General features: G+C 68.7%; 22 protein-coding genes. 1 reads left to right on the top strand and 21 read right to left on the bottom strand.

Translation table 11 applies throughout. The features are described from left to right. Positions 1-7: 7 nt before the first annotated feature. Complete coding sequence (locus AC6H2I_RS18810; RefSeq protein WP_497502222.1) at positions 8-241, top strand: transposase; 234 nt, start codon at positions 8-10, stop codon at positions 239-241. 305 nt (positions 242-546) lie between these two features. On the opposite strand, the gene AC6H2I_RS18805 is transcribed toward AC6H2I_RS18810, so the two are convergent. From AC6H2I_RS18805 to AC6H2I_RS18705, 21 genes are all read right to left on the bottom strand, one after another. Next, on the bottom strand, positions 547-1035 hold the full coding sequence (locus AC6H2I_RS18805) for a type III secretion system chaperone family protein (protein WP_497502221.1): 489 nt from the start codon (positions 1033-1035) through the stop codon (positions 547-549). 105 nt (positions 1036-1140) lie between these two features. Continuing rightward, on the bottom strand, positions 1141-2187 hold the full coding sequence (locus AC6H2I_RS18800) for a hypothetical protein (protein ID WP_497502220.1): 1047 nt from the start codon (positions 2185-2187) through the stop codon (positions 1141-1143). Positions 2188-2275: 88 nt separating this feature from the next. Beyond that, positions 2276-2764 carry a type III secretion system chaperone gene (locus AC6H2I_RS18795; protein ID WP_497502219.1) on the bottom strand — a complete coding sequence of 163 codons (489 nt, stop codon included), beginning with the start codon at positions 2762-2764 and terminating at the stop codon, positions 2276-2278. 130 nt (positions 2765-2894) lie between these two features. Further along, positions 2895-3254 carry a hypothetical protein gene (locus AC6H2I_RS18790; RefSeq protein ID WP_497502218.1) on the bottom strand — a complete coding sequence of 120 codons (360 nt, stop codon included), beginning with the start codon at positions 3252-3254 and terminating at the stop codon, positions 2895-2897. 59 nt (positions 3255-3313) lie between these two features. Then, positions 3314-3694 (bottom strand): hypothetical protein, encoded by a 381-nt coding sequence (locus tag AC6H2I_RS18785; RefSeq protein WP_497502217.1) that lies wholly within the window; start codon positions 3692-3694, stop codon positions 3314-3316. Positions 3695-3749: 55 nt separating this feature from the next. Then, a complete protein-coding gene (locus tag AC6H2I_RS18780; RefSeq protein WP_497502216.1) occupies positions 3750-4265 on the bottom strand; it encodes a hypothetical protein in 516 nt (171 codons plus the stop codon). A 35-nt stretch (positions 4266-4300) separates the two neighbouring features. Further along, positions 4301-4567 (bottom strand): hypothetical protein, encoded by a 267-nt coding sequence (locus AC6H2I_RS18775; protein ID WP_497502215.1) that lies wholly within the window; start codon positions 4565-4567, stop codon positions 4301-4303. A gap of 99 nt (positions 4568-4666) precedes the next feature. Then, complete coding sequence (locus tag AC6H2I_RS18770) at positions 4667-5149, bottom strand: hypothetical protein (RefSeq protein ID WP_497502214.1); 483 nt, start codon at positions 5147-5149, stop codon at positions 4667-4669. Between the two features lie 43 nt (positions 5150-5192). Continuing rightward, positions 5193-5840 (bottom strand): hypothetical protein, encoded by a 648-nt coding sequence (locus AC6H2I_RS18765; protein WP_497502213.1) that lies wholly within the window; start codon positions 5838-5840, stop codon positions 5193-5195. A 38-nt stretch (positions 5841-5878) separates the two neighbouring features. Beyond that, positions 5879-6538: a hypothetical protein gene (locus tag AC6H2I_RS18760; protein WP_497502212.1), complete on the bottom strand. Its 660-nt coding sequence runs from the start codon at positions 6536-6538 to the stop codon at positions 5879-5881. Positions 6539-6858: 320 nt separating this feature from the next. Continuing rightward, positions 6859-7998, bottom strand: a complete 1140-nt coding sequence (sctU, locus tag AC6H2I_RS18755; protein WP_497502211.1) for a type III secretion system export apparatus subunit SctU — start codon at positions 7996-7998, stop codon at positions 6859-6861. A gap of 60 nt (positions 7999-8058) precedes the next feature. Further along, positions 8059-8856: a type III secretion system export apparatus subunit SctT gene (gene sctT, locus AC6H2I_RS18750; RefSeq protein WP_497502210.1), complete on the bottom strand. Its 798-nt coding sequence runs from the start codon at positions 8854-8856 to the stop codon at positions 8059-8061. Between the two features lie 13 nt (positions 8857-8869). Then, positions 8870-9133, bottom strand: coding sequence for a type III secretion system export apparatus subunit SctS (gene sctS, locus AC6H2I_RS18745; protein WP_497502209.1), 264 nt, complete (start codon positions 9131-9133; stop codon positions 8870-8872). 26 nt (positions 9134-9159) lie between these two features. After that, complete coding sequence (gene sctR / locus AC6H2I_RS18740; protein WP_497502208.1) at positions 9160-9804, bottom strand: type III secretion system export apparatus subunit SctR; 645 nt, start codon at positions 9802-9804, stop codon at positions 9160-9162. 44 nt (positions 9805-9848) lie between these two features. Then, a complete protein-coding gene (sctQ, locus tag AC6H2I_RS18735; RefSeq protein WP_497502207.1) occupies positions 9849-10919 on the bottom strand; it encodes a type III secretion system cytoplasmic ring protein SctQ in 1071 nt (356 codons plus the stop codon). Next, positions 10916-11320 carry a hypothetical protein gene (locus AC6H2I_RS18730; protein ID WP_497502206.1) on the bottom strand — a complete coding sequence of 135 codons (405 nt, stop codon included), beginning with the start codon at positions 11318-11320 and terminating at the stop codon, positions 10916-10918. The genes sctQ and AC6H2I_RS18730 overlap by 4 nt, the downstream gene beginning before the upstream one ends. A gap of 34 nt (positions 11321-11354) precedes the next feature. Continuing rightward, positions 11355-13370, bottom strand: a complete 2016-nt coding sequence (locus AC6H2I_RS18725; RefSeq protein ID WP_497502205.1) for a hypothetical protein — start codon at positions 13368-13370, stop codon at positions 11355-11357. A 37-nt stretch (positions 13371-13407) separates the two neighbouring features. After that, on the bottom strand, positions 13408-15390 hold the full coding sequence (locus AC6H2I_RS18720) for a hypothetical protein (protein ID WP_497502204.1): 1983 nt from the start codon (positions 15388-15390) through the stop codon (positions 13408-13410). Between the two features lie 15 nt (positions 15391-15405). Then, entirely contained in the window at positions 15406-16809 is a 1404-nt protein-coding gene (locus AC6H2I_RS18715) for a hypothetical protein (RefSeq protein ID WP_497502203.1), read from the bottom strand. A gap of 788 nt (positions 16810-17597) precedes the next feature. Beyond that, positions 17598-18008 (bottom strand): EscF/YscF/HrpA family type III secretion system needle major subunit, encoded by a 411-nt coding sequence (locus AC6H2I_RS18710; protein WP_497502202.1) that lies wholly within the window; start codon positions 18006-18008, stop codon positions 17598-17600. Continuing rightward, positions 17992-18240, bottom strand: coding sequence for a hypothetical protein (locus AC6H2I_RS18705; protein WP_497502201.1), 249 nt, complete (start codon positions 18238-18240; stop codon positions 17992-17994). Before AC6H2I_RS18705 ends, AC6H2I_RS18710 begins: the two co-directional genes overlap by 17 nt. Positions 18241-18919: the final 679 nt, after the last annotated feature.

Here is an 18919-nt window from a genome sequence, read left to right as displayed (position 1 = left end):
GTGGACGATGACGACGAAACGGCGCTTCTTCACGGACGAGTTCAAAGGGGAGGCGGTGGCGCTGCTGGAGAGCAGCGGTCGGCCGCTGGAGCACGTGGCGAAGGAGTCGGGTATCAGCCCGCGATGCTGCGCAACTGGCGTCGGCGGGTTGGCGGGACAGGGGCGCCGCCGCAGCCTCCCCAGCAAGCAGGCGGCGCCCCCCTGTCCGTCGGCGATCCGTCGGCGGAAATCGCTCGACTGAAGCGCGAGCTTGATCGCGTGCGCATGGAACGGAACATATCAAAAAAACTGTATCCATTTTCCCGGGGCCTCTGAAATGAGGGTCCGGATCATTGAGGACTGCCGCGACGAGGGCCCGGTGCGCATTTTGTGCGACCCCCTGGATGTGTCCCCGTCCGGCCAGAGCAGGCCGAGATTCGGGCGGCATCATCCGGTCCACTCTCCCGGGGGATGCTCGGCGGGTCATCCGGCGCCTCGGCGGGAGCTGTCCAGCTGAGGGTTTTGCGGGGCCTTGTATCCGGAGCGCGTGCGACGGGACCCTGGGCGTCAGAGGCGCAGGTGGAAGGACTCCATGACCGGATCGGCGGTCGCCGCGGCCGCAGCACCATCCTCTGGTGCCGGCGCGTTCATCGGTTCGCCGAGGATCGCCCCGCGCACGGCGACCGCGATGGCGTGCAGGTCGCCGCACAGGGTGTCCAGCCCGTCCACCGTCACGGCGCCAGCCGGCAGGCCGGCCGAGACGATGGGGATGCCGAGCTCCTTGAGGAAGCTGGCCTTGAGGAAGGCAGCGCCTCCGGTCTCGCCGGCGAAGTTGAGGGCCAGGACGGACTCCAGCAAGCCCAGCTTGTCCTCGATCGCCTCGTATTCCGGGCGGGACAGCGGGGCGCGGTAGACCTTCAGCTCGGGCGCGGCGTCGACGAAGGTCAGGGCGATGCCGTCATCGGCCTGGACGCTGAGCAGTCCGTCCGCGTCGAACGCCGCCACGCCGGTGCCCAGCACCGCCCCGATGACCGCCTCAAGTTCCGATCGATCCATCGTCGCCTTCCGTCCTGTGCGGGATTCCGGGGCCTAAGGCGGTCCTGCCCCCGGGCGGGCATCGGTCTGACCGCCGGGGGCAGGGGCTGCGGGTGGGCGCCCGCGTCAGCCGTTGGTGTTTGCGCGGGGCGCGTTGCCGTTGCCGGGAGGAGGGCCCGGCGGCGGCGGCGGCAGCGAGTCATCATCGAGGGATTTCCCGTCCTCGGAGCCCAGCTCGGACAGCGGCGGCGGTGGCGGCGGAATGTCGTCATCCTCGCCATCGAGACGCCCGAACAGGTCGTGTTCCGGCAGTGGCGTCAGGAACTCGCTGAGCCGGGACTCGTCCAGGTGATCGAAATCGTCCGCCCGCGATCCGACGTCCTCCGAGCGCAGGCTCTCCGTCTCGGGCGGCCCGACGTTCAGAATGCCCAGCCCCTCGTCATCCCTGGTGACGGGCCGGGGCGCCGGGGCAACCTGCTCCTGCAACCGCGTCTGTTGCTGGAATGTCTGCACCTGCGGCTGCTGCACCCGCGCTTGCTCCGCCTTGAAGGACAGGGCCTCCCGCTGCATCTCGGCACCATGCCGGAGGAACAGCGATTCGGCCGAATCCCGGTTGCCGTTCACAGGCTGCTGTTGCTGGTTGTTGGCGTTTTGCTGCGCGATGCGCATGAAGTCGTTGCGCAACCCCATGGGCTGCATGAACTGGTCCACCTCTTCGACCGTCCGCGGCTGGTGGCCGTGGACCTGTTCGAACGTGCCCATCGCTTCGCTGACCATCCCGCGCGCCTGGTCCTGCGAGTAGATGTCCCCAGAGGTCAGCACGCGCATCGCCGCGGCGTCGGTCGTGGCGGCAACGAGCGTGCGCAGGTCACCCAGGGTTTCCGCCGGACCCCCGTTGAGCGCCTCGAAATCGAGCAGAATGTTGGCGGCCATGGTGTGGATGGCGTCCTCCGGCAGTTTCCGCGACGGCGTCCGGCTCTGGATCAGCGCCTGGGTCATCACCTGCAACGGCTCGACCGCCGAACGTCCCCCCATGCGGAAGAGACCCGCCAGCGGCGATTTCGACTCCGATTTCGCCGCGCCCGACCGCGTCAGGGTGGCGAGCGGGGTCTCCTCCGGCAGGTGCTGCGTCCGGTTCAGGAAGGCCTGCGCGTTGATGGGCGAAGGGGACATGGGCCGAGATCCTCAGGTCAGGCGGGACGCGTGCGGTGCGTCCGCGGCGGGCGTGGCTGGTGTGGCGGCTGTGGTGCGGCGAGGGGCGTCAGATCCGCAGGACGTGGCTGTCGATCGGCACGTCCCTGGCGGTGGTGTCCTTGGCCGCGACCGCCATCGCACCGTCGACGACCCGTGCCCGCACCAGGCGGGCGATGGTGTGCAGGTCCTGCCCCAGCCGGGTCAGGGATTCCGCGGTGAGGGCACCGGGCGCCAGCGTGCCCGCGACGACCGGCACGCCGGCGTCCTCAAGGAAGCACGTCTTGAGGAACGAGGCCGACGTGAAATCGCCGGCGAAGTTGAGGGCCAGAAGCATCTCCAGGAACCCGGTCTTGTCCGCCATCCCCTCGTATTCCGGCCGGGTCACGGGAACGCAGTAGACCTTCATCTCCGCCGGGGCGTCGACGAAGGCCAGGGTGATGCCGCCGTCGGCTTCCACGGCGCAGAGGCCGTTGGTGTCGAACTCCAGCTGGGGAAGGCCAAGGACGGAGCGGATCAGGTCAAGGCGTTCGGAACTGTGCACACCGTACTTCCTCATGCGGGATGTGGTCGTGGGCGCGCGCCGGTTGGCGGCACACCCGATGGGAACGAAGCCATCGACGTCGCACACGTAGCATTGCCGTTGTCAGGGGGCAAGTGACCGGGCAATGGCGGCGGCCGGCCAGCCGCTACAACCGCACCCGCGGGCCGGCCGGGCGGCGTCGGGTCGCGTCCTTGCGCGGCGGGGCATCGGCGGAGTCACCGTCGAGGGCCCGCTTGAGATCCTCCACCAGACGGTTTGCCGATTGGCTGGTGTCGACCATCGCGGTCATGGCTTCGGCGATCTGCTGGCGCACGGTGGCGGGAACGCGCGGGTCCTTGAACAGCTGCTCGGCCCGCGCCGCCGTGGCAAGGGCACGACCGTCGACCTCGATCAGGGTCTGCAGCGCCGCCGCCAGCGCGGTCACGCCCTCGGGCGTGGCCGGGGACGCGGCGTCCCCAGCGGTGGCCGGGGCGCCCGGGGCGGCATGGGAAGCTTGGTCGCTCATCGCTCGATCCTAGGAAAAGGTCGGTGGCGGCGCCCAGGGAGGCGCCGGCGCGTCGGCCGTCAAAGCCGCATGCGCGACAGGTGGATGCGGTGGCGCACCGACTTCTCCGGCGCCGCCGCACCATCCGGGGAGGGGCCGTCCACCCCCGCCAGGGGGCGGGTCGCGGCGGTGAAGCGCCGCGCCAGCCGGTCGGCCTCGGCGAGGGTGCTGCGGGTGGCGGTGCTGGTCTCCAGCGCCGCGTCGAGCAGCGGGATCAACTCGGCCGGGTGCGGGGCGCCGGGGGCTCCGTCGAGGAACCGTTCGCCGGCCGCCGCGGCGGCGGCGAGCAGGCGCGATTCCATCTCCCGCAGGCGGTCCATGTCGGCCGTCAGCTCGCGCGCCGCCATCCGCATGACCGCCGCCTGCGCCCGCGCGGCGCCGTCGTCCTGTGCTTCGCTCATTCCAAGGCCCGTCCGTTCCTGGGGGAGGTGGTGCGCTGCCGCCGCGGCCCCGGCGTCACGCGCCGAGAATGATCTTGTTCAGGTTGCGCATGCTGTCGATCATGGTGCTCCGCATGACGTCGAGCTCCTGGTGGGAGTTCGTGATGGTCTGCATGAAGAGGATGCCCTGGTCCGACACCCGCGTGGCCGCGGCGAGATCGTTGCCGATGCGGTCGAGCGTGGCGTCGCGGTCGCTGGCGACGGCGCCGACGAAGGCGTCCAGGTCGCCACCGGTCACCTTGGCCAGAAGCCCGGCATCGTCCCGCGTCGCCTCCACCAGCCGTTGTTTGATGGCCGTCGCGTCGAGTTGGGGGTCGGCGAGCCAGCCCTTGAGCGAGCGCAGCAGATCGGCCTCGGCGAGCTGGTCGTCGGCCGCCAGGCCACGGTACTGGGCGTTTTCGGCCGTTTGCCGGGACAAGGTCGCCAGCATCCGGGTGACGATCGCGTGGTAGTCGCCGCGTTCGACCGCCTGCTTCTGGAACGCGTCCCAGGTCGACGCGTCGGCCGTGGTGCCCGTGCGTGTGACGTCCATCAAGTCCTCCGCCGATCCGTCCGCCTGCCGCGGCCTCAGTTGTAGTTGTTGATGATACGGCTCGACGTCTCGCCGAACTTGGAGATCAGGTTGGACGCGATTTCCAGCGGCTTGGCCACCATCGACGACATCACCTGGAGGTCGAGGATGCTGCGCGGGTCCATCATGTCGAGGTTGCCGACTTCGGCCATCATCTGCTCGTAGCTGCTTTCGTACTGGGGCAGGAGGGTGTTGTAGATCTCACCCATGTGCTCCGACAGGTTCATCGGGGCGCTGGTGCCGCCCGCCGCGTCCGCCGCCATGGTGCTTCTCCTCGTGAAGGGGCGGCATTCCGCCCGGGTGGTCCGTGGTCGATGAGTGGTGGTCCCGTGCCACAACGGCCGGGGTCACCGGCGCAGGGGTCACAGGCGCATGCGGGCCAGCCGCCGCTGGCGCTTGGCGGCGTCGCGCTGCGGCTCCGCCGCCGCGCCGTCGCCACCATCCCGGACACCCCCCGCCTGGTCGCCGCCGCCATCCTGGCCGCCATCCCGGCCGGCGTCCGTGTCCGGCGTACCGGCCGGCGGCAGCCGCCCGGCGACCGCCTTGGTGACACCCACCATGCGGCCGACGTCCTTGATCACGGTCCGCGCATCGACGCTGGTGTCGATCACCTGCTGCATGGCCGTCACCAGTTCCTCCTGGCGGTCGACCGGCACTTGGCCGTCGAGGAACATCTGCCCGGCGCGCGCCGCCAGGGACAGCGCCCGGCCGTCGACCTCGATCAGCCGTTCCATCGTGCTTTCCAGATCGCGCAGGGCGATCCGCGCCAGGTTGGCCTGGGCGATGTCCGGTGGCGCGCCCGCGTCGCGCCCGGGGGTGTCGTCTCCATCGGTCCAGCCGGTCATCGCTCGTCTCCTTCTCCTGCCCGCCCGCGCCGTGCCGCGGGCGTCACGTGGTGACCAGGCGCTTGAGGCGCGATTCCAGCGAGATCAGGTCGCTGATCAGCGCCGTGGTCTCCTCCAGCTTGTGCACCAGGGCCTGCAGCTTCAGGCTCTGCTGGTCGGACAGCCGGGTCTCGGTTTCGATCCGGTTCTGCAGGGTGTCGGCCAGCCCGTCGCGGTCGCCGGCCAGCTTGTCCGAAAAGGACTCCCAGCTCATGCCGAACAGGCCGTTGAAATCGGTTTCGCCCATCGCCGCCGCGAACTTCGTCTGGGCGGTTTCCACCGGTGTGTACAACGACGAACCGGGCGCCTTGGCGGCCTCGGCCTGCGCGGCGGCGTGGAGGTTCACCAGCGACGCGGCGCCCCCCGCCTCCAGCGCCTCGAGGAGCTTCTTCTCGACCTCCTCCGCCGACAGCGAGTCGTCGGCCAGCCATTCCTGCACCTGGCGCAGGAAATCCACGTCCTCGGAGCGGGCGTTGATCTCGCTGCTCTCGCTCGCCAGGTCCACGCCGTACAGTTCGGTCCACAGCCGCAAGACCTCGCGCAGGGCCGACTGGACGTCGCCCCGGCCCAGCGAGGCCTCGTACATCTTGTCGCGAACCTTGTTCTCCTCCCAGGTTGGGGAGAAGGCGTGGCCGGTGACCTGGGTCGACATGGGAACCTCGCAGCGTCGGTCGGGGGCAGGCCCCAGGGTCAGTTCAGGCGGGCAAACTGCATCAACAGGTTGTGTGCAGAATCCATCAGATCCTTCATCTGCAGCTTCACCTTGTCGACGTTGGACCGTGAATACTGGTGGTCCTGGCTCAGCGTCGTGCCCTCCTGGGACAGCGTGTTGCGCCGTGTCGTCAGATTGACGTTGAACTGGTCGAACTTCATGTCCTTGGTCATCGCCGGCGTGATGCCGAAGTAATTGGACAGTTGGGTGTACACGTCACCCGACCCGATCGTCACGCCGTGTTCGCTCAAAAAACTTTTGATGAACGCTTCAAAAATCTGGGTTCCATCGGAGAAGTGATTGTCATCGTCTTTCTTAAGATTGGTGACGTCGGAGGTTGAATTGAATTGATGCATCGACAGTTCGCGCGCGGTGTCGGCCTCGGGAATGGCGTACTTCCCGCTGTCCATCTCGCGGATGAACGTGTCGAGCTCCTCCAGCAGCGCGGCGTTCTTCGACATGGCGAGCACCGTGTCGACCTGCATGAGCTGGGCGATGTCGGCCATCTGCGCCATCACGTACTGGACGGCGGCGATGGGGTTGTGCGTCGCCAGATCGCGCAGGTTCGTTTCCTTGATCTGCGCCTCCATGCGCGCGCTGTTGGCGAGCGCGGCGCTGGTGTCGAGGGACACGGCCATGTCGTTGCCTCCTTGCCGGCCACCCCCGGGGCGCCGTGCGAACGCGGAATACGGGACGCCGCCGCAGCGGCGGCTTTCACTCCACGCTGTTTACCCTGCATGCCCACGAATTGTGAAGCGCGGAAATCGATCAACACAAAAAATTCCCATGGAACAGCGCCGCAACCCCATGCGCAAGGAAACGCGGAGCCTGAGCTCCGTAATGCCGTGGCATCGCGGCCCAGGCCCAGCCGGATTCGTTTGGAAGATATTTTACAAAACTCCCTGATGACGGCGGGGCGGCACAAAAATGACATAAAAATGCAATCGTTGTGCTCCGCTCAGCGGTCCAGGCGGTTGAACAACTGGTCGAGCGGGCTGAGCAGGGGCCCGAGTCGGTAGGTCGCGCGCTCCTGCAGGGGCGCGTCTCCGAAGTTCAGGCGCACGCGCCGCAGCAGCTGCGCCACTTCGGCCATCAGGTCGCGGCTGATGTAATCGCCGACGCGGTCCTTGTGGTAGAGCTTCCGCGCCAGCGGCGGGTCCTCGATGATGGGGATGCCGTAGAGCTGGGCGACGCGGCGGATGCGCAACGCCTCCTTGTCGCGGCCGCGGGCGGTGACGATGGGCAGGGGCGTGACGCCGCGCTGGTAGTGCAGCGCCACCGCGAAGTGGGTGGGGTTGGTGACCACCGCCGAGGAGTTCTTGATGTCGAGGTCGCCGGCGCTGGCCAGCAACTCGCGGTGGAACTCGCGGCGCTTGCGTTTGATCAACGGGTCGCCTTCGACCTCCTTGTACTCGCGCTTCACCTCGTCCTTGCTCATCTTCATCTTTTTCATGAAGTCGAAGTGCTGATAGCCGTAGTCGACCACGGCGATGACCACGTAGGCGGCGATGGTCGCGCCGAGGAGGCCCTTGAGGATGTTCTCGAACACGCGGCCGATGCAGGCGCTGCCGCATTGCGGCGCCATCAGCATGTCCTGGAGATTGATCGAAATGAAGTAATAGCAGAACCCGCCGAGCACCAGGATCTTGATGATGGATTTCACCAGCTCCACCACCGAGCGCATCGAGAAGATGTTCTTGGCCTGGCTCATCGGGTTGAGCTTGTCGAGGTTGGGCTTCACCGATTCGACGCTGAACAGCAGGCCGAACTGGACGATGTGCGCGCCGACGGCGACGACGCAGACCACGGCCAGGACGGGTACGACGATCCACAGCATCACGTCGAGGCAGGCGCGGGCCATGACGAGCGCGGCGCCGGGCCCGCCGATCTCCATGGCCCGCACCGGCGCCAGCATCAGCGCCGACATCTGTTCGACGATGAAGTCCTGGGCCCCGAACAGGTAGAGCACCAGGGCGACCACCAGCAGGGCGGCGACGACCTCCTTGCTCTTGGCGACCTGGCCCTTCTTGCGGGCGTCGCGCAGGCGCTTGGGGGTGGGCTGCTCGCTCTTCTGCCCGCCCTTGCCCTCATCGGCCATGGCGGTCGTCCTCCTGCTGCGGCCGGGCGGCGGTGCCCCGGCCGGGCCCGGCCGGGCCGGTCATGGCGCCGACTCCCGGAAGATGTCCTGGATCTTCAGGAGGTCGGCCATCGACACGAAGTTGCTTTCGGTCAGGTGGTCGAACAGGATGCGGACATACAGCACCAGCACGAACAGCGACACCGCGCTCTTGATCGGCAGGGCGAGAAAGAAGACGTTGAGCTGCGGCGCGAACTTGCTGACCAGGGCGAGCGACAGCTCGGCCACGAACATCAGCAGAATGGCCGGCGCGGACAGCAGGACGACCAGCCGCAGCAGGCTGGACAGGCTGGCCAGGTAGAATTCCACCGCCCGCTCGTCCATGGCCGGCAGCAGGTTCTCCACCGGCCACAGCCGGTAGGAGTCGTAGATGAAGCCCAGCAGCTGGTTGAAGCCGCCGATGGCGAAGAAGTAGACGACGAAGGCCTGGCTGAACAGGACGCCCAGGCTCGACGTCTGCTCGGAGCTCAGCGGGTCGATGGTGTCGGCGATCGCCGCGCCGCGCTGGTTGTCGATGTAGTAGCCGACTCCCTGCACCGACCAGTAGGCGACGGCCAGCGGATAGGCGAGGAAGAGGCCGAGCAGGGCCTCCTTCAGCACGATCACCAGGAACTCGATCTTGCCGAAGGGCACCGCGGCGGCGCTGCCGGTCAGCGCGGGGGCGAGCACCAGGCCGAACGAGATGATGATGGCGGTGCGCAGCCAGATCGGCATGTTGCCCTTGCCGATCAGCGGGATGACGAAGAACATCACGGTCAGCCGTGGCAGGCCGAGCACGGCGACCTTGAGCCAGATGTCGAAGGGCAGGCCGGCGATCATCCTGGCACCCCGCTCAGATTTCCGGGATCGAATCGAAGATGCGGATGGCGTAGTCGTAGAGCGACACGCCCAGCCAGTTGGCCGTCGCCATCAGCGCGATGATGATGGCGATCAGCTTCACCGCGAAGCTCAGCGTCTGCTCCTGGACCTGGGTGAGGGCCTGCACCAGGCTCACCAGGATGCCGACGACGGAGGCGATGACGATCGCCGGCAGCGACAGCATCAGCACCAGGTACAGCGCCTGGGTGGTCAGGGTGACCAGGGTCTCGGTCTGCATCCCGGTTCTCCGTCCTTGCCCGCGGCCTAGTAGGTCATCACCAGGCCGTGGATGAGGCGCGACCAGCCGTCGATCATGACGAACAGGAAGAGCTTCAGCGGCAGCGAGATGGTCACCGGCGACACCATCATCATGCCCATCGCCAGCAGGAGGTTGGAGACGATCAGGTCGATGGCGATGAAGGGCAGGTAGATGAGGAAGCCGATCTCGAAGGCGTTCGTCAGCTCGGTGGTGACGAAGGCGGGGATGAGGATCAGGTAGCTGTCCGGCTCGGGCACCAGGGTGTGGTGGTCCGGCCAGAGATGGGTCGCCGCCTCGACGAAGAAGTCGGTCTGCAACGGGTCGACATGGGTCGTCAGGAACGCCTTGAACGGCAGCAGGATCTGCTCCGCGGCGCGGGCGACGGCCGGCAGGTCGTTGAGGTCGAGGCCGCTGTCGACGACCACCGCGCGGGCGTCCACCAGCACCGGCGCCATGATGTAGACGGTGAGGATGATGGCGATGCCGTAGATCGCCATGTTCGGTGGAATCTGCTGCACGCCCAGCGCATTGCGCAGCAGCATCATGACCACCGCGAGCTTCACGAAGCTGGTCAGCATGGTGACGGTGATCGGCACGAGCGCGAAGATCCCGACCGCGGCGATCAGGGTCAATGGGCTGGGAATGTCCATTCCGGGGTCCTTGGACGGGCGGCGGTGCGGTTGGCCGGGCGCGGTCAGCGCACGAGGGTGAGGATGCGGGCGCCCAGCGTGCCGTTCACGTCGACCAGCTCGGCGGTGCCGATGCGGCTGCCGTTGACCACCAGGATCGCCGGGCCGTCGACCGGCCGGCCCAGCGCCAGCACCGTGCCGGGGGTCAGCTCGCGCAGCTCGCGCACCGCGATCTCCACCGCGCCGACGTCCACCTCGACCCGGACGGGCAGGGAGTCGAGGTCGCGGGGGGGCAGCAGCCGTTCGGACGCCGCCGCGTCGTCCTCTGGCGCGGCTCCCGTCACCGGCGTCTCGCCGCCGTCGCTCGGCCCGGGGCGAGCGACGCGCCGTTCCCCATCCGGCGCGCTGCGGGGAATCCTGCGTTCGACCATGACCTCTCCCTTGTCCGTCACATGGGCGGCGAGACCGACGTCCCGCGCCAACCACACCGTGGCCGCCCGCCGCCCGTCGGGCGCCGCGAACGGCCGATCCGTCACCACCACGTCGCCCGGCGCCGCGGCCCGCAGCCGGCCCAACGCCAGGGTGCGCGCACCCACCGACACGCGGCCGGCCAGGCGCAGCCGGCCCGCCGCGGCGAAGCGGCCGGTCGCGGCGGGCAGGCGGGCCGCGTCGTCCACCCAGACCCACACCGGCAGGCGGGCACCGCCTTCGACGAGCACGATGGCGAGCGCCGACCCGGTGGCGCCGGCCGGGGTGGCCGATTCGCTCACGGCCAGCACCCGGACGGGCGTGCCCAGCATCGCCTCGACCGCCTCCAGCCCCGCGGCCAGGGACACCTCCAGCAGCGCGTCGAGCAGCGGCGCGTCGAAGGGCTGGTCGGCGGCCAGCGCCAGGACGCGCGGCGCCGCCCAGGCCATGCCCGCCGCATCGACCCGCAGGCGCAGCCGCGCCGTGCCGACCTGCAATGCCACGTCCCAGCCGCTGGCGGGCGGCGGGTCCGCCACCCCCTCCAGGGCGAACCCGAATCGCTCGGCCACCGCGTGGGCCAGGCGGGCCAGCGCGGTGCTGCGGGCGGCGTCGGCCACCCGCGGCAGGGCCAGCGGGCGGGCCTCCGCGGCCAGGGGCAGCCGGCTCATGGGCGGCGGCGGGGCGGCGGCGCGCCGTCCGGCAGCCACGCGGACCCGTCGGAGGCGATGGCGCGCAGCCGGTCCTCCGCGGCCTGGGCCCGCCCGGTGTAGCCGGCGGTCGCCGCGGCCAGGGCGATCACCCGCAGCGCATCGGCCGCCAGCTCGTCGTCTCCCTCGGCGAGTCCGGCGAGGTCGCGCAACGCCTCCTCCGGCTCGCCGAACAGCACGTGGAGGTAGCCGCGGGCGACCGGCAGGTAGCGCGCCCCGGGGCGCGCCGCCGCGGCGCCGGCGAGGATGCGCTCGGCGTCCTCGCGCCGTCCCATGTGGGCGGCCAGGAAGGCCGCCCCGACCAGCCGGCGCACGGCCTCCAGCGCGGCGATCGGCTCGTCGCCGTCCGCGACCGTTGTCATTCCGTTCGTTCCTTTCGCGCCGCGGGCACGGGCATCACCATTTGGCGAAGAGGTCGCGCATGGCGTTCTTCAGGTCCTCGAACACGCTGTCCATCATCTCGATGGCGTTCTCCAGGTTGGCCTGGGCGGCCTTGACGTCGAGCATCACCGACTGGGTCATGTTGCCGAGGTTCTCGCGGGTCGTTTTCGAGATGTTGAGGAAACTGGACGCCTTGAGATCCTTCATCGAGCCGAGGTCGGTGAACACGTGGTTGAGGATCGCGTCGAAGTCGGTGCCCTGGGCGTAGCGGTACTTGAACTCGTCGAGGTAGGGTTCGGCCGACGTCGGCGTTCCGCTGCCGTAGTCCTGCTCCACCGGGGTGCCGGTGATGGAGCCGCCGAACAGGGTGTCGATCTCCGACAGGGTCATCGATCCCAGCGTCGGGTCGGCCGCCGCGATCTCCTTCAGCATGGCGATCTGGTCGCCCAGGGCGTGGTAGGCGGCGACCTCCTGGTCGCTCAGCGGCTCCGGGTTCAGAACATCATCCACCTTCGTCGGATCGATCGACTTGAGGCCGGCGATGGTCGCGGTGGTCGCGCTAAGAAATGGATACTCCGAGGTCGTGCCGCCGAGGGCGTTGATCAGGTTGGCGATCGGGATGTTGCCCTGGTCCGCGTAGCTGTGGCCCGACAGGCTGGCGACCGCGTTGAGTTCGTTCAGCGCCGCGTCCACCACGTCCTGCATGGCGCCAAGCTTCGTCGGCTGCATGTCGCGCGGCAGATTGAAGTCGAACAACGGGGGTTTGATGTAGCCCGGCATGGCGCCATTGGTTACGGTGCCGGGATCGGGAAGATTGTACTTCTGCAGCAGATAGGTCTCGAAGGCGGGATCGGCGGCGATCGAGTAGTACAAGGACTCCACCATGGTGAGCGTCGACGAGCCCTGGTTGATTGGGCTGCCGGCGGTGACGTCCAGTGCCGATTGAGCCGTCTGGCCGATGTAGTTGTGGTACTGTTTCTCGGCATCAAGAAAGCCTCCACCCACGTCTGCCTGCGCGTAGAAACCGAGCGATTTTTGCCCGGTTGGATTGTAATTCGTCAGCAGAGGCATGTAGAGAGTGTAGCCAAAAATTTCAAAAAGCCCTGTTGAAAACGAATCGTAATAGGACATGTTGCCGAAATTGGTGAGTGTCAAGGCCACCGTGCCTTGGTCGGCGAGCTGGTCCCAGCCGTCAGCGGGGATCGTGTATTTGGCGTCGGCGCCGGCGGACATGCGGATGTCGCCGTAATTCGCCTCGTAGACCCTGACGTTCTTCATGGCAGACATGAACTGCTCGGCGAACGCGATGGTCGAGTCCACCTGGTAGTTCTTCAGGGATTCCGTCGCCGCGACCTTGGTCGCCGCTTTCGTCTGCGCGGTTTCCAGAGCGGCGATCCACGCGTCCAGCGTCGCCGTGCTGCCGTCGCCGTCGATGCCCGTGTCCATCGCCGGCAGGGCCGCCTCCAGCAGGTCGAGCCCCTCGTTGAGCGCCGCGACGTCGGTGACGGCGAGATCGATCACCACGGTGTCGGCCCCGGTGTCCTTGCCCCACACGCCGTCGTCGCCGTCCCGGCGTTCCACCGCGGTCGCCAGGGTGCCGGAATCGGTGAGGTGGATCGTCTTGCCATGCCAGGTGCCGATCAGCCCGTTGGCGATGTCGCCATAGGTCGCCTCGTCATACGCCTCGTCCTGTTGGAAGGTCTCCAGGAACAGCCCGAACACGATCTGGGTGAAGATGTCGCTGGTGATGCTCTCCTCGGCGATCAGGCCGTCGTCGAGCATGGGCTGGATCACCCCTTCCAGCATGGACAGGGCCTGGGCGCGGTCCAGGTAGCTCTTCATGGTCTCGCCGATGAAGGCCACGCCGGCGCTGGTCACCGTCACCACGTCGCGCTCCACCGCCATGCGGTCGAGCTCGGGGATCGAGACGTCGACCCCCTGGTAGGTGCTCATCTTGTCCAGCAGCGCCTGGATGTTCAGCAGCGCGGTGCTGCTGGCGCTCGTGCCGCCGGTGCCGCTCGTTATGGCCATGATGTTATCCCGTTTCTCGCCTCTGCAGCCGTCACGCTCACCATTTGGCGAAGAGGTCGCGCATTGCGTTCTTCAGGTCCTCGAAGACGCTGTCCATCATCTCGATGGCGTTCTCCAGGTTGGCCTGGGCGGCCTTGACGTCGAGCATCACCGACTGGGTCATGTTGCCGAGATTCTCGCGGGTGGTCTTGGAGATGTTGAGGAAGCTGGAGGCCTTCAGATCCTTCATGGAGCCGAGGTCGTTCAGGGCGCGGCTCAGCGCCCCGCCGAAATCGTCGTTCCGCACGTACCGGAAGGCGAACTCGTCGAGGTAGGGGGCGGCCGATGCGGGCGTGCCGCTGCCGTAGTCCTGGACATACGGGGTGCCGTCGATGCGATCGGTGAAGAAGGCATCGACCTCCGACAGGGTCATGGAGCCCGCCTCGGGACAGGCCGCCTTGATCGCCTTCAGGATCGCGAGCTGGTCGGAGAGGTCCTGGAAGGTTTCCAGGCTCTCCTCCGACAGCGGCGGCGGGCCGAGAAGCGCCGCCGCCGCCGACGTGCTCAGGGAGCCGACGCTGTCCATGTCGAACCAAACGCCGCTCCACACGGTCACCGTGCCGCCGGCCCCGCTGAGCAACGACGTTGTGCTGGTGTCGAACCGCGGATACATTTCTCCGAGGGCGGCGTTGACGATGGCGGCCATCGCCGCCAACTCCGGCGGGTACATCGGCCGCGGCGACCTGAACGACGTGTAGTTGGTGACCTGGTAGGCACCGGGCACCGCGGCATCGGCCACGGTGGCGGGGTCCTGCAGGGAATAGGTCTCCATGAGGTGGGTCTTGTAGTCGTCGTCGAGGGAGTGGTAGAGCGATTCCCACAGCGTCAGCGTGGTGCTGCCTTCGTTGAGGAGGTCGCCGGGGGTGTCGCCGAGCGCGTCCTGTCCCCCTTCGCCGACGTAGTTCTGAAGATACGGACCATAACCCCTCGTGCCATAGTTGGCACCAGCCTGCGCATAGAACCCGACCGAGGTGGCGCCCGTGGGGTTGTAGGTCGTGACAATCGGCAGATAGATCGTGTACTCCATGTTTTCATAATCGTCGGGAAGATCGACGTTCTGTTTGTAGTAAACATACCCAAAAGTATTGTAATGCGAGAGGTCCATTGTCCCGTCGGCCGCCGCCTGGTCCCAAATCTCCGACGGCAGGTCGACGTCCTCTCGGAACTGCCTGGCCTGGTTTCCGATGAGGTCCATGTCGTCGAAGGACGCCGGATAGGCTTGCGACTGCTGCATCGCCGTGATGAACGAGATGGCGAAGTCGTAAGCCTCCGCGTCGAATTCGGTCTGCTCGTCCGCCCCGTCGAGCGCCGGCGCCGTGGCGGCGATCGCGGCTTCCAGCTCGGCGATCCAGGCGTCCAGCGACGCCGTGCCGGGATCGGCGATGGTGATTTCGACCGCCGGGTTTGCCGCCTTCAGTGTCTCCAGCTCGTCGGTCAACGTGCCGGTGTTCAGCGCGGCAAGGTCGATGACGCTGCTGGCAGCCTCGCCTTGATGGGCCCAGACGCCGTCGCCGGCCTCCTGCCGGGCCTCCAGAGTTTCCGGGGAGCCGGAATCGGTGAGGTAGTAGGTGACGCCGTTCCAGGTCCCGAGCAGCCCGTTGGCCAGCGCGCCGTGGGTGGCCGACGCGTAGCGGTCGTCCTGCTCGAAGTTGTCCATGAACAGGCTGTAGGCCACCTTCTCGATCACCGTGCCGGTGATGGTGTCCTCGGTGATCAGCCCGTCGTCGAGCATGGGCTGGATCAGCCCTTCCAGCACCGACAGACCCTGCGCACGGTCGAGATAGCTCTTCATGGTCTCGCCGATGAAGGCCACGCCGGCGCTGGTCACCGTCACCACGTCGCGCTCCACCGCCATGCGGTCGAGCTCGGGGATCGAGACGTCGACCCCCTGGTAGGTGCTCATCTTGTCCAGCAGCGCCTGGATGTTCAGCAGCGCGGTGCTGCTGGCGCTCGTGCCGCCGGTCCCGCTCGTGATGGCCATGGTGGGGACTCCGGATCAGCGGGGCAGGGAGTAGCGGCCGTCGCGCAGGGCGTCGAGCTGGCCGGCGAGTCGGTCGGCGGCGGCCAGCTCGTGCTGGAGCGCGCCGGCGAGGCGGCGCGCCGCGACGCGCGCCTCCTCGGTGAGGCGGGCGACCTCGTCGGCCGTGAGCGCCGCCAGGGCGGCCGTCACCCGCCGCTCGGCGTCGCCGGAGACCAGGTCGGACAGGACCGCGGCCAGCGGGCGGTCGGCGGCGTCCTCGTCGCCGGCGCGGCGCAGGCCCTCGAACAGGCCGTCCTCGTCCTCGGCCAGCAGCGCCAGGGCGCGCAGCAGGGCGTCGCGGTCGTCGCCCGCCATGTCGGCGGCGGCGCGCCGCCCGCCCTCCACCAGGACGCCGAGCGGGCTGCGCCGCTGCGCCGGGGTGGCGGTGGTGCGGATGGCGGTGAGGAAGCCACGGGTGCGCCGCATCGCCTCCAGCCCCTGGAGGTGGGGGGCGAGCAGCCGGGCGACATCGGCCGACACCTGCGCCGCCAGCGCCGACTGGCCGCCGGGGTCCATGGCCTGGGGCAACAGTCCGCGGGCGGACAGGGCGCGCAGCACGGCCGCGATGTCGGGCGGCTGGGCTCCGGCGTCGGCCCCGGCGATGTTGACGGCGGTGGTGCCGGCAGTGTCGGCGGTGGTGTTGGCGGCGGTGTTGGCGGCCGCGGGCTCCGCCGCCGCGGCGCGTTCGAGCAGGGGGGCGGCGAACTGAAGGTAGACCCGGGCCACCGCGATGCCGGTCGCCTCGGCACCCGCCCCGCCGGCCAGCAGGGCGCGCACCGCCCCCTCCAGGCGCTGCAGGAACGCGTCCAGGCGCGGCGCCGGGGCGGTGTCATCGCCCGGAGTGGCGCCCGGAGTGGCGCCCGGAGTGGCGCCCGGAGGGGCGGGGGCCGCCCCCGCTCCATCGCGCAGCAGACCCGCCTGCACCAGCCCGTCCAGAGTCAGGTCGGGGCGGGTGAGCAGCCGGTGCTGCAGGGCCGCCGCCGCCGACCGCAGCCCGTCGTCCCCCGCCAGGACGGACAGACCGTCGTGGAGCAGCGACTGGAACGCCGACTCCGTGGCCACCGCCCTGGCCAGCGTGTCGAGCGTGGCCGAGCCGATGGCGGTGGCGACGCCGGTGGCGCTGGGTGGGGCGGCGGTCGTGGCGGGCGACACGGGGACGCCGTCGATCCAGGGCGCGCGTCCTGGCGGGGACCCCGCCCAGGTGTCGGCGCCGGCGGCCGGGTCCGATGCGCTGGCCGGCGCGGCGGCGTCCGGCAGGACGCGACCGATGCCGATGGCTGCCGCCGCCACCTCCAGCGCCCAGCGCAGCGGCTCCAGCGCGCCGGCCACCGGCGTCGACGCCGCCGCCGCCGGCAAGCCGGGGATCGGGTCTCCCGGCATCGGGGTGGGACGGGGGGGCAACCCCGGAAGGGGTGTGCCGGGTGCCACGGTGGCCGGCTCCCCGGGCATCGGTGCGGGATCGCCGCCGCTGCCGCCGCTCGGGGGGATCGTGGCCGCCGGCTCCGCCTCCCCCGGGTCCGACTCCCCCGGGTCCGACTCGGTGTCGGGGGGAGATGGCGTGTTTGCGGTGCCGGATGGCGGCGGGTCACCGGGAGGGAGACCGCCGGCCACTGGGAACGATGGCGGGATGGCCGGCGCACCGCCCGTGGGTCCACCACCCGCGATGCCACCACCCGCGATGCCACCACCGGTCGGACCACCGCCCGCGATGCCACCACCCGTGGGACCACCTCCCGCGATGCCGCTGCCTGCGACGCCGCCGCCTGCGGGGTCACCGCTCGCGAGCCCACCGGCACCGAGCCCCGTGGCGCCTCCTCCGGCTTCGCCGGCACTGGAGGCGCCCGCTCCGGCGGCCATCACGGCCGCCAGGGCGACGCTGGCGATGGTCGCGCCGGGCAGGAGGACGGGGTGGGCCGCGGTGTCGCCGCTCGACGGCGCCAGGGTCCGGACCGCCTGCCGCAGTTCGGCGAAGGGCGGAAACGACTTCAGCGCCTTGGGCAGCGGCACCGGGCCGCTCATGTCGACGTGGGTGCGGTCGCCGCCGGCGCCGGCGCCAGGGCTGGCGGCCGCGCCCCCTGCCGACGGCGCGATGACGATGGACATTCACCACCTCAGAAGGGCTGCGGACGGTCAGATCCGCCGGTTCGGCCGGCGGCGCCCCGGACGGCTCACTGGCTGTGAACCAGCTGGTCGATGGAATCGGTCGCCTTGGAGACCATCTTGCTGCTCAACTCATGAGTGATGAACAGCTGCACGGTCTTGAGCTGGAGTTGCAGCAGCTCCGCCTGGTTCGGCCGTTTGCTGATCAGGCGCATCACCTCGTCCATCGTCGATTCCAGCTCGTTGTTCAGGCCCTGCATGGTATCGACCAGACGCTCGCCGATGCTGCTGCCCGGCGGTGCGCCGGAGCCGTTGGCCTCGGCCGACACCCCGGCGTCCGCCGCCTGGCGCTCGCCGAACACCTGCTGTTCGAAATCCGCGCCGACCTCCTTGAGGTCGGGCGCGCCAGCGGCCGGCCCCTGGGGATCGACGCGTGTCAGGCCGTCGAGCGGCACGACACCTTCAAGACCCGTGACCATCTTCCTTACCCCATTCGCGGTTGAAGGCTTCACGAAGCAGGGCGGCCAACCCGAACGTCCGGGTGAGATCGCCGGGCATGCGGCCCGCCGCCGCCGCGGCGTCCTCGCCGCCGTCCGCGCCGAAGACCGCGGCCTCGAACGCCGCGCCCGCCTGCCGCAGATCTTGTGTCGTGCGACCGGCATCCCCGCCGTCGGGTGCCCCATCCACGGCACCGCCATGCCAGACCTTCATCCCATCCCCCTTCGTGGCTGAGAGCGCTGGTGCGCCGCGGCCGCGGGCCGCGCCGTCCGTCCCCTGGCCGCCGCCGGCGGTTCTCCGCGTTCGCGTCCGGCACGCCGACCGTGCGCCTGGACTGGGCAGGCGCATCGGATCGTTCCGGCACGCTTCGGTGCGGTGCGGCATGGAAACGATTTGCGTGATAACGAAGTGGGGACGGTCTGTCCACCGGCAATCGGTGGTGGTGATGCCAGAGATGAAGCAGTTTCACAAAAACGAAACATAACTGCAATCAAGTCGGCCCGACAGGCGGCGTATCTGGGTGGCGAAGAGCCGCGGTTTTCACGTATCGGACGTCACTAATGACCGACGATGGAGATCGTGAACGGTGATGAGATGCTTCACCATAGAGAACGAATCAAGTCCAAGCGTGAACACTGTGCCACAGGAAAACGAATCCGTCGCCGTATCATGGCATTATGGACGCTTCATAAAAATGTCAACTTTTCTCGCATGGTCTCATTGAATCCTGAAACCGGATCTTGGTATCGAGGACTCTGCATCTCGTGGCATCCGAATCGGCTGGGCGGTCCGAAACATCACCGTCACATGGGAATCAGAGTCCATGGCGCGTGTTTATTTTCATTCCACCTCATACGATTCGATGCTATAGGTCCCTCGAATGGATCGGAGA

The sequence above is a fragment of the Azospirillum sp. NS33 genome, assembly GCF_059703765.1.
This window is presented reverse-complemented; position numbering and strand designations above follow the sequence as displayed.

What these genes read in the sequence shown, in the direction of transcription:
- AC6H2I_RS18725 (WP_497502205.1), bottom strand. Translation starts at nt 13,370, where the DNA reads ATGGCCATAACGAGCGGCACCGGCGGCACGAGCGCCAGCAGCACCGCG.
- AC6H2I_RS18790 (WP_497502218.1), bottom strand. Translation starts at nt 3,254, where the DNA reads ATGAGCGACCAAGCTTCCCATGCCGCCCCGGGCGCCCCGGCCACCGCT.
- sctU (WP_497502211.1), bottom strand. Translation starts at nt 7,998, where the DNA reads ATGGCCGATGAGGGCAAGGGCGGGCAGAAGAGCGAGCAGCCCACCCCC.
- sctT (WP_497502210.1), bottom strand. Translation starts at nt 8,856, where the DNA reads ATGATCGCCGGCCTGCCCTTCGACATCTGGCTCAAGGTCGCCGTGCTC.
- AC6H2I_RS18810 (WP_497502222.1), top strand. Translation starts at nt 8, where the DNA reads ATGACGACGAAACGGCGCTTCTTCACGGACGAGTTCAAAGGGGAGGCG.
- AC6H2I_RS18775 (WP_497502215.1), bottom strand. Translation starts at nt 4,567, where the DNA reads ATGGCGGCGGACGCGGCGGGCGGCACCAGCGCCCCGATGAACCTGTCG.
- sctS (WP_497502209.1), bottom strand. Translation starts at nt 9,133, where the DNA reads ATGCAGACCGAGACCCTGGTCACCCTGACCACCCAGGCGCTGTACCTG.
- AC6H2I_RS18780 (WP_497502216.1), bottom strand. Translation starts at nt 4,265, where the DNA reads ATGGACGTCACACGCACGGGCACCACGGCCGACGCGTCGACCTGGGAC.
- AC6H2I_RS18705 (WP_497502201.1), bottom strand. Translation starts at nt 18,240, where the DNA reads ATGAAGGTCTGGCATGGCGGTGCCGTGGATGGGGCACCCGACGGCGGG.
- sctQ (WP_497502207.1), bottom strand. Translation starts at nt 10,919, where the DNA reads ATGAGCCGGCTGCCCCTGGCCGCGGAGGCCCGCCCGCTGGCCCTGCCG.
- AC6H2I_RS18715 (WP_497502203.1), bottom strand. Translation starts at nt 16,809, where the DNA reads ATGCCGGGAGACCCGATCCCCGGCTTGCCGGCGGCGGCGGCGTCGACG.
- AC6H2I_RS18760 (WP_497502212.1), bottom strand. Translation starts at nt 6,538, where the DNA reads ATGGCCGTGTCCCTCGACACCAGCGCCGCGCTCGCCAACAGCGCGCGC.
- AC6H2I_RS18710 (WP_497502202.1), bottom strand. Translation starts at nt 18,008, where the DNA reads ATGGTCACGGGTCTTGAAGGTGTCGTGCCGCTCGACGGCCTGACACGC.
- AC6H2I_RS18765 (WP_497502213.1), bottom strand. Translation starts at nt 5,840, where the DNA reads ATGTCGACCCAGGTCACCGGCCACGCCTTCTCCCCAACCTGGGAGGAG.
- AC6H2I_RS18800 (WP_497502220.1), bottom strand. Translation starts at nt 2,187, where the DNA reads ATGTCCCCTTCGCCCATCAACGCGCAGGCCTTCCTGAACCGGACGCAG.
- AC6H2I_RS18785 (WP_497502217.1), bottom strand. Translation starts at nt 3,694, where the DNA reads ATGAGCGAAGCACAGGACGACGGCGCCGCGCGGGCGCAGGCGGCGGTC.
- AC6H2I_RS18795 (WP_497502219.1), bottom strand. Translation starts at nt 2,764, where the DNA reads ATGAGGAAGTACGGTGTGCACAGTTCCGAACGCCTTGACCTGATCCGC.
- AC6H2I_RS18730 (WP_497502206.1), bottom strand. Translation starts at nt 11,320, where the DNA reads ATGACAACGGTCGCGGACGGCGACGAGCCGATCGCCGCGCTGGAGGCC.
- AC6H2I_RS18770 (WP_497502214.1), bottom strand. Translation starts at nt 5,149, where the DNA reads ATGACCGGCTGGACCGATGGAGACGACACCCCCGGGCGCGACGCGGGC.
- AC6H2I_RS18720 (WP_497502204.1), bottom strand. Translation starts at nt 15,390, where the DNA reads ATGGCCATCACGAGCGGGACCGGCGGCACGAGCGCCAGCAGCACCGCG.
- sctR (WP_497502208.1), bottom strand. Translation starts at nt 9,804, where the DNA reads ATGGACATTCCCAGCCCATTGACCCTGATCGCCGCGGTCGGGATCTTC.
- AC6H2I_RS18805 (WP_497502221.1), bottom strand. Translation starts at nt 1,035, where the DNA reads ATGGATCGATCGGAACTTGAGGCGGTCATCGGGGCGGTGCTGGGCACC.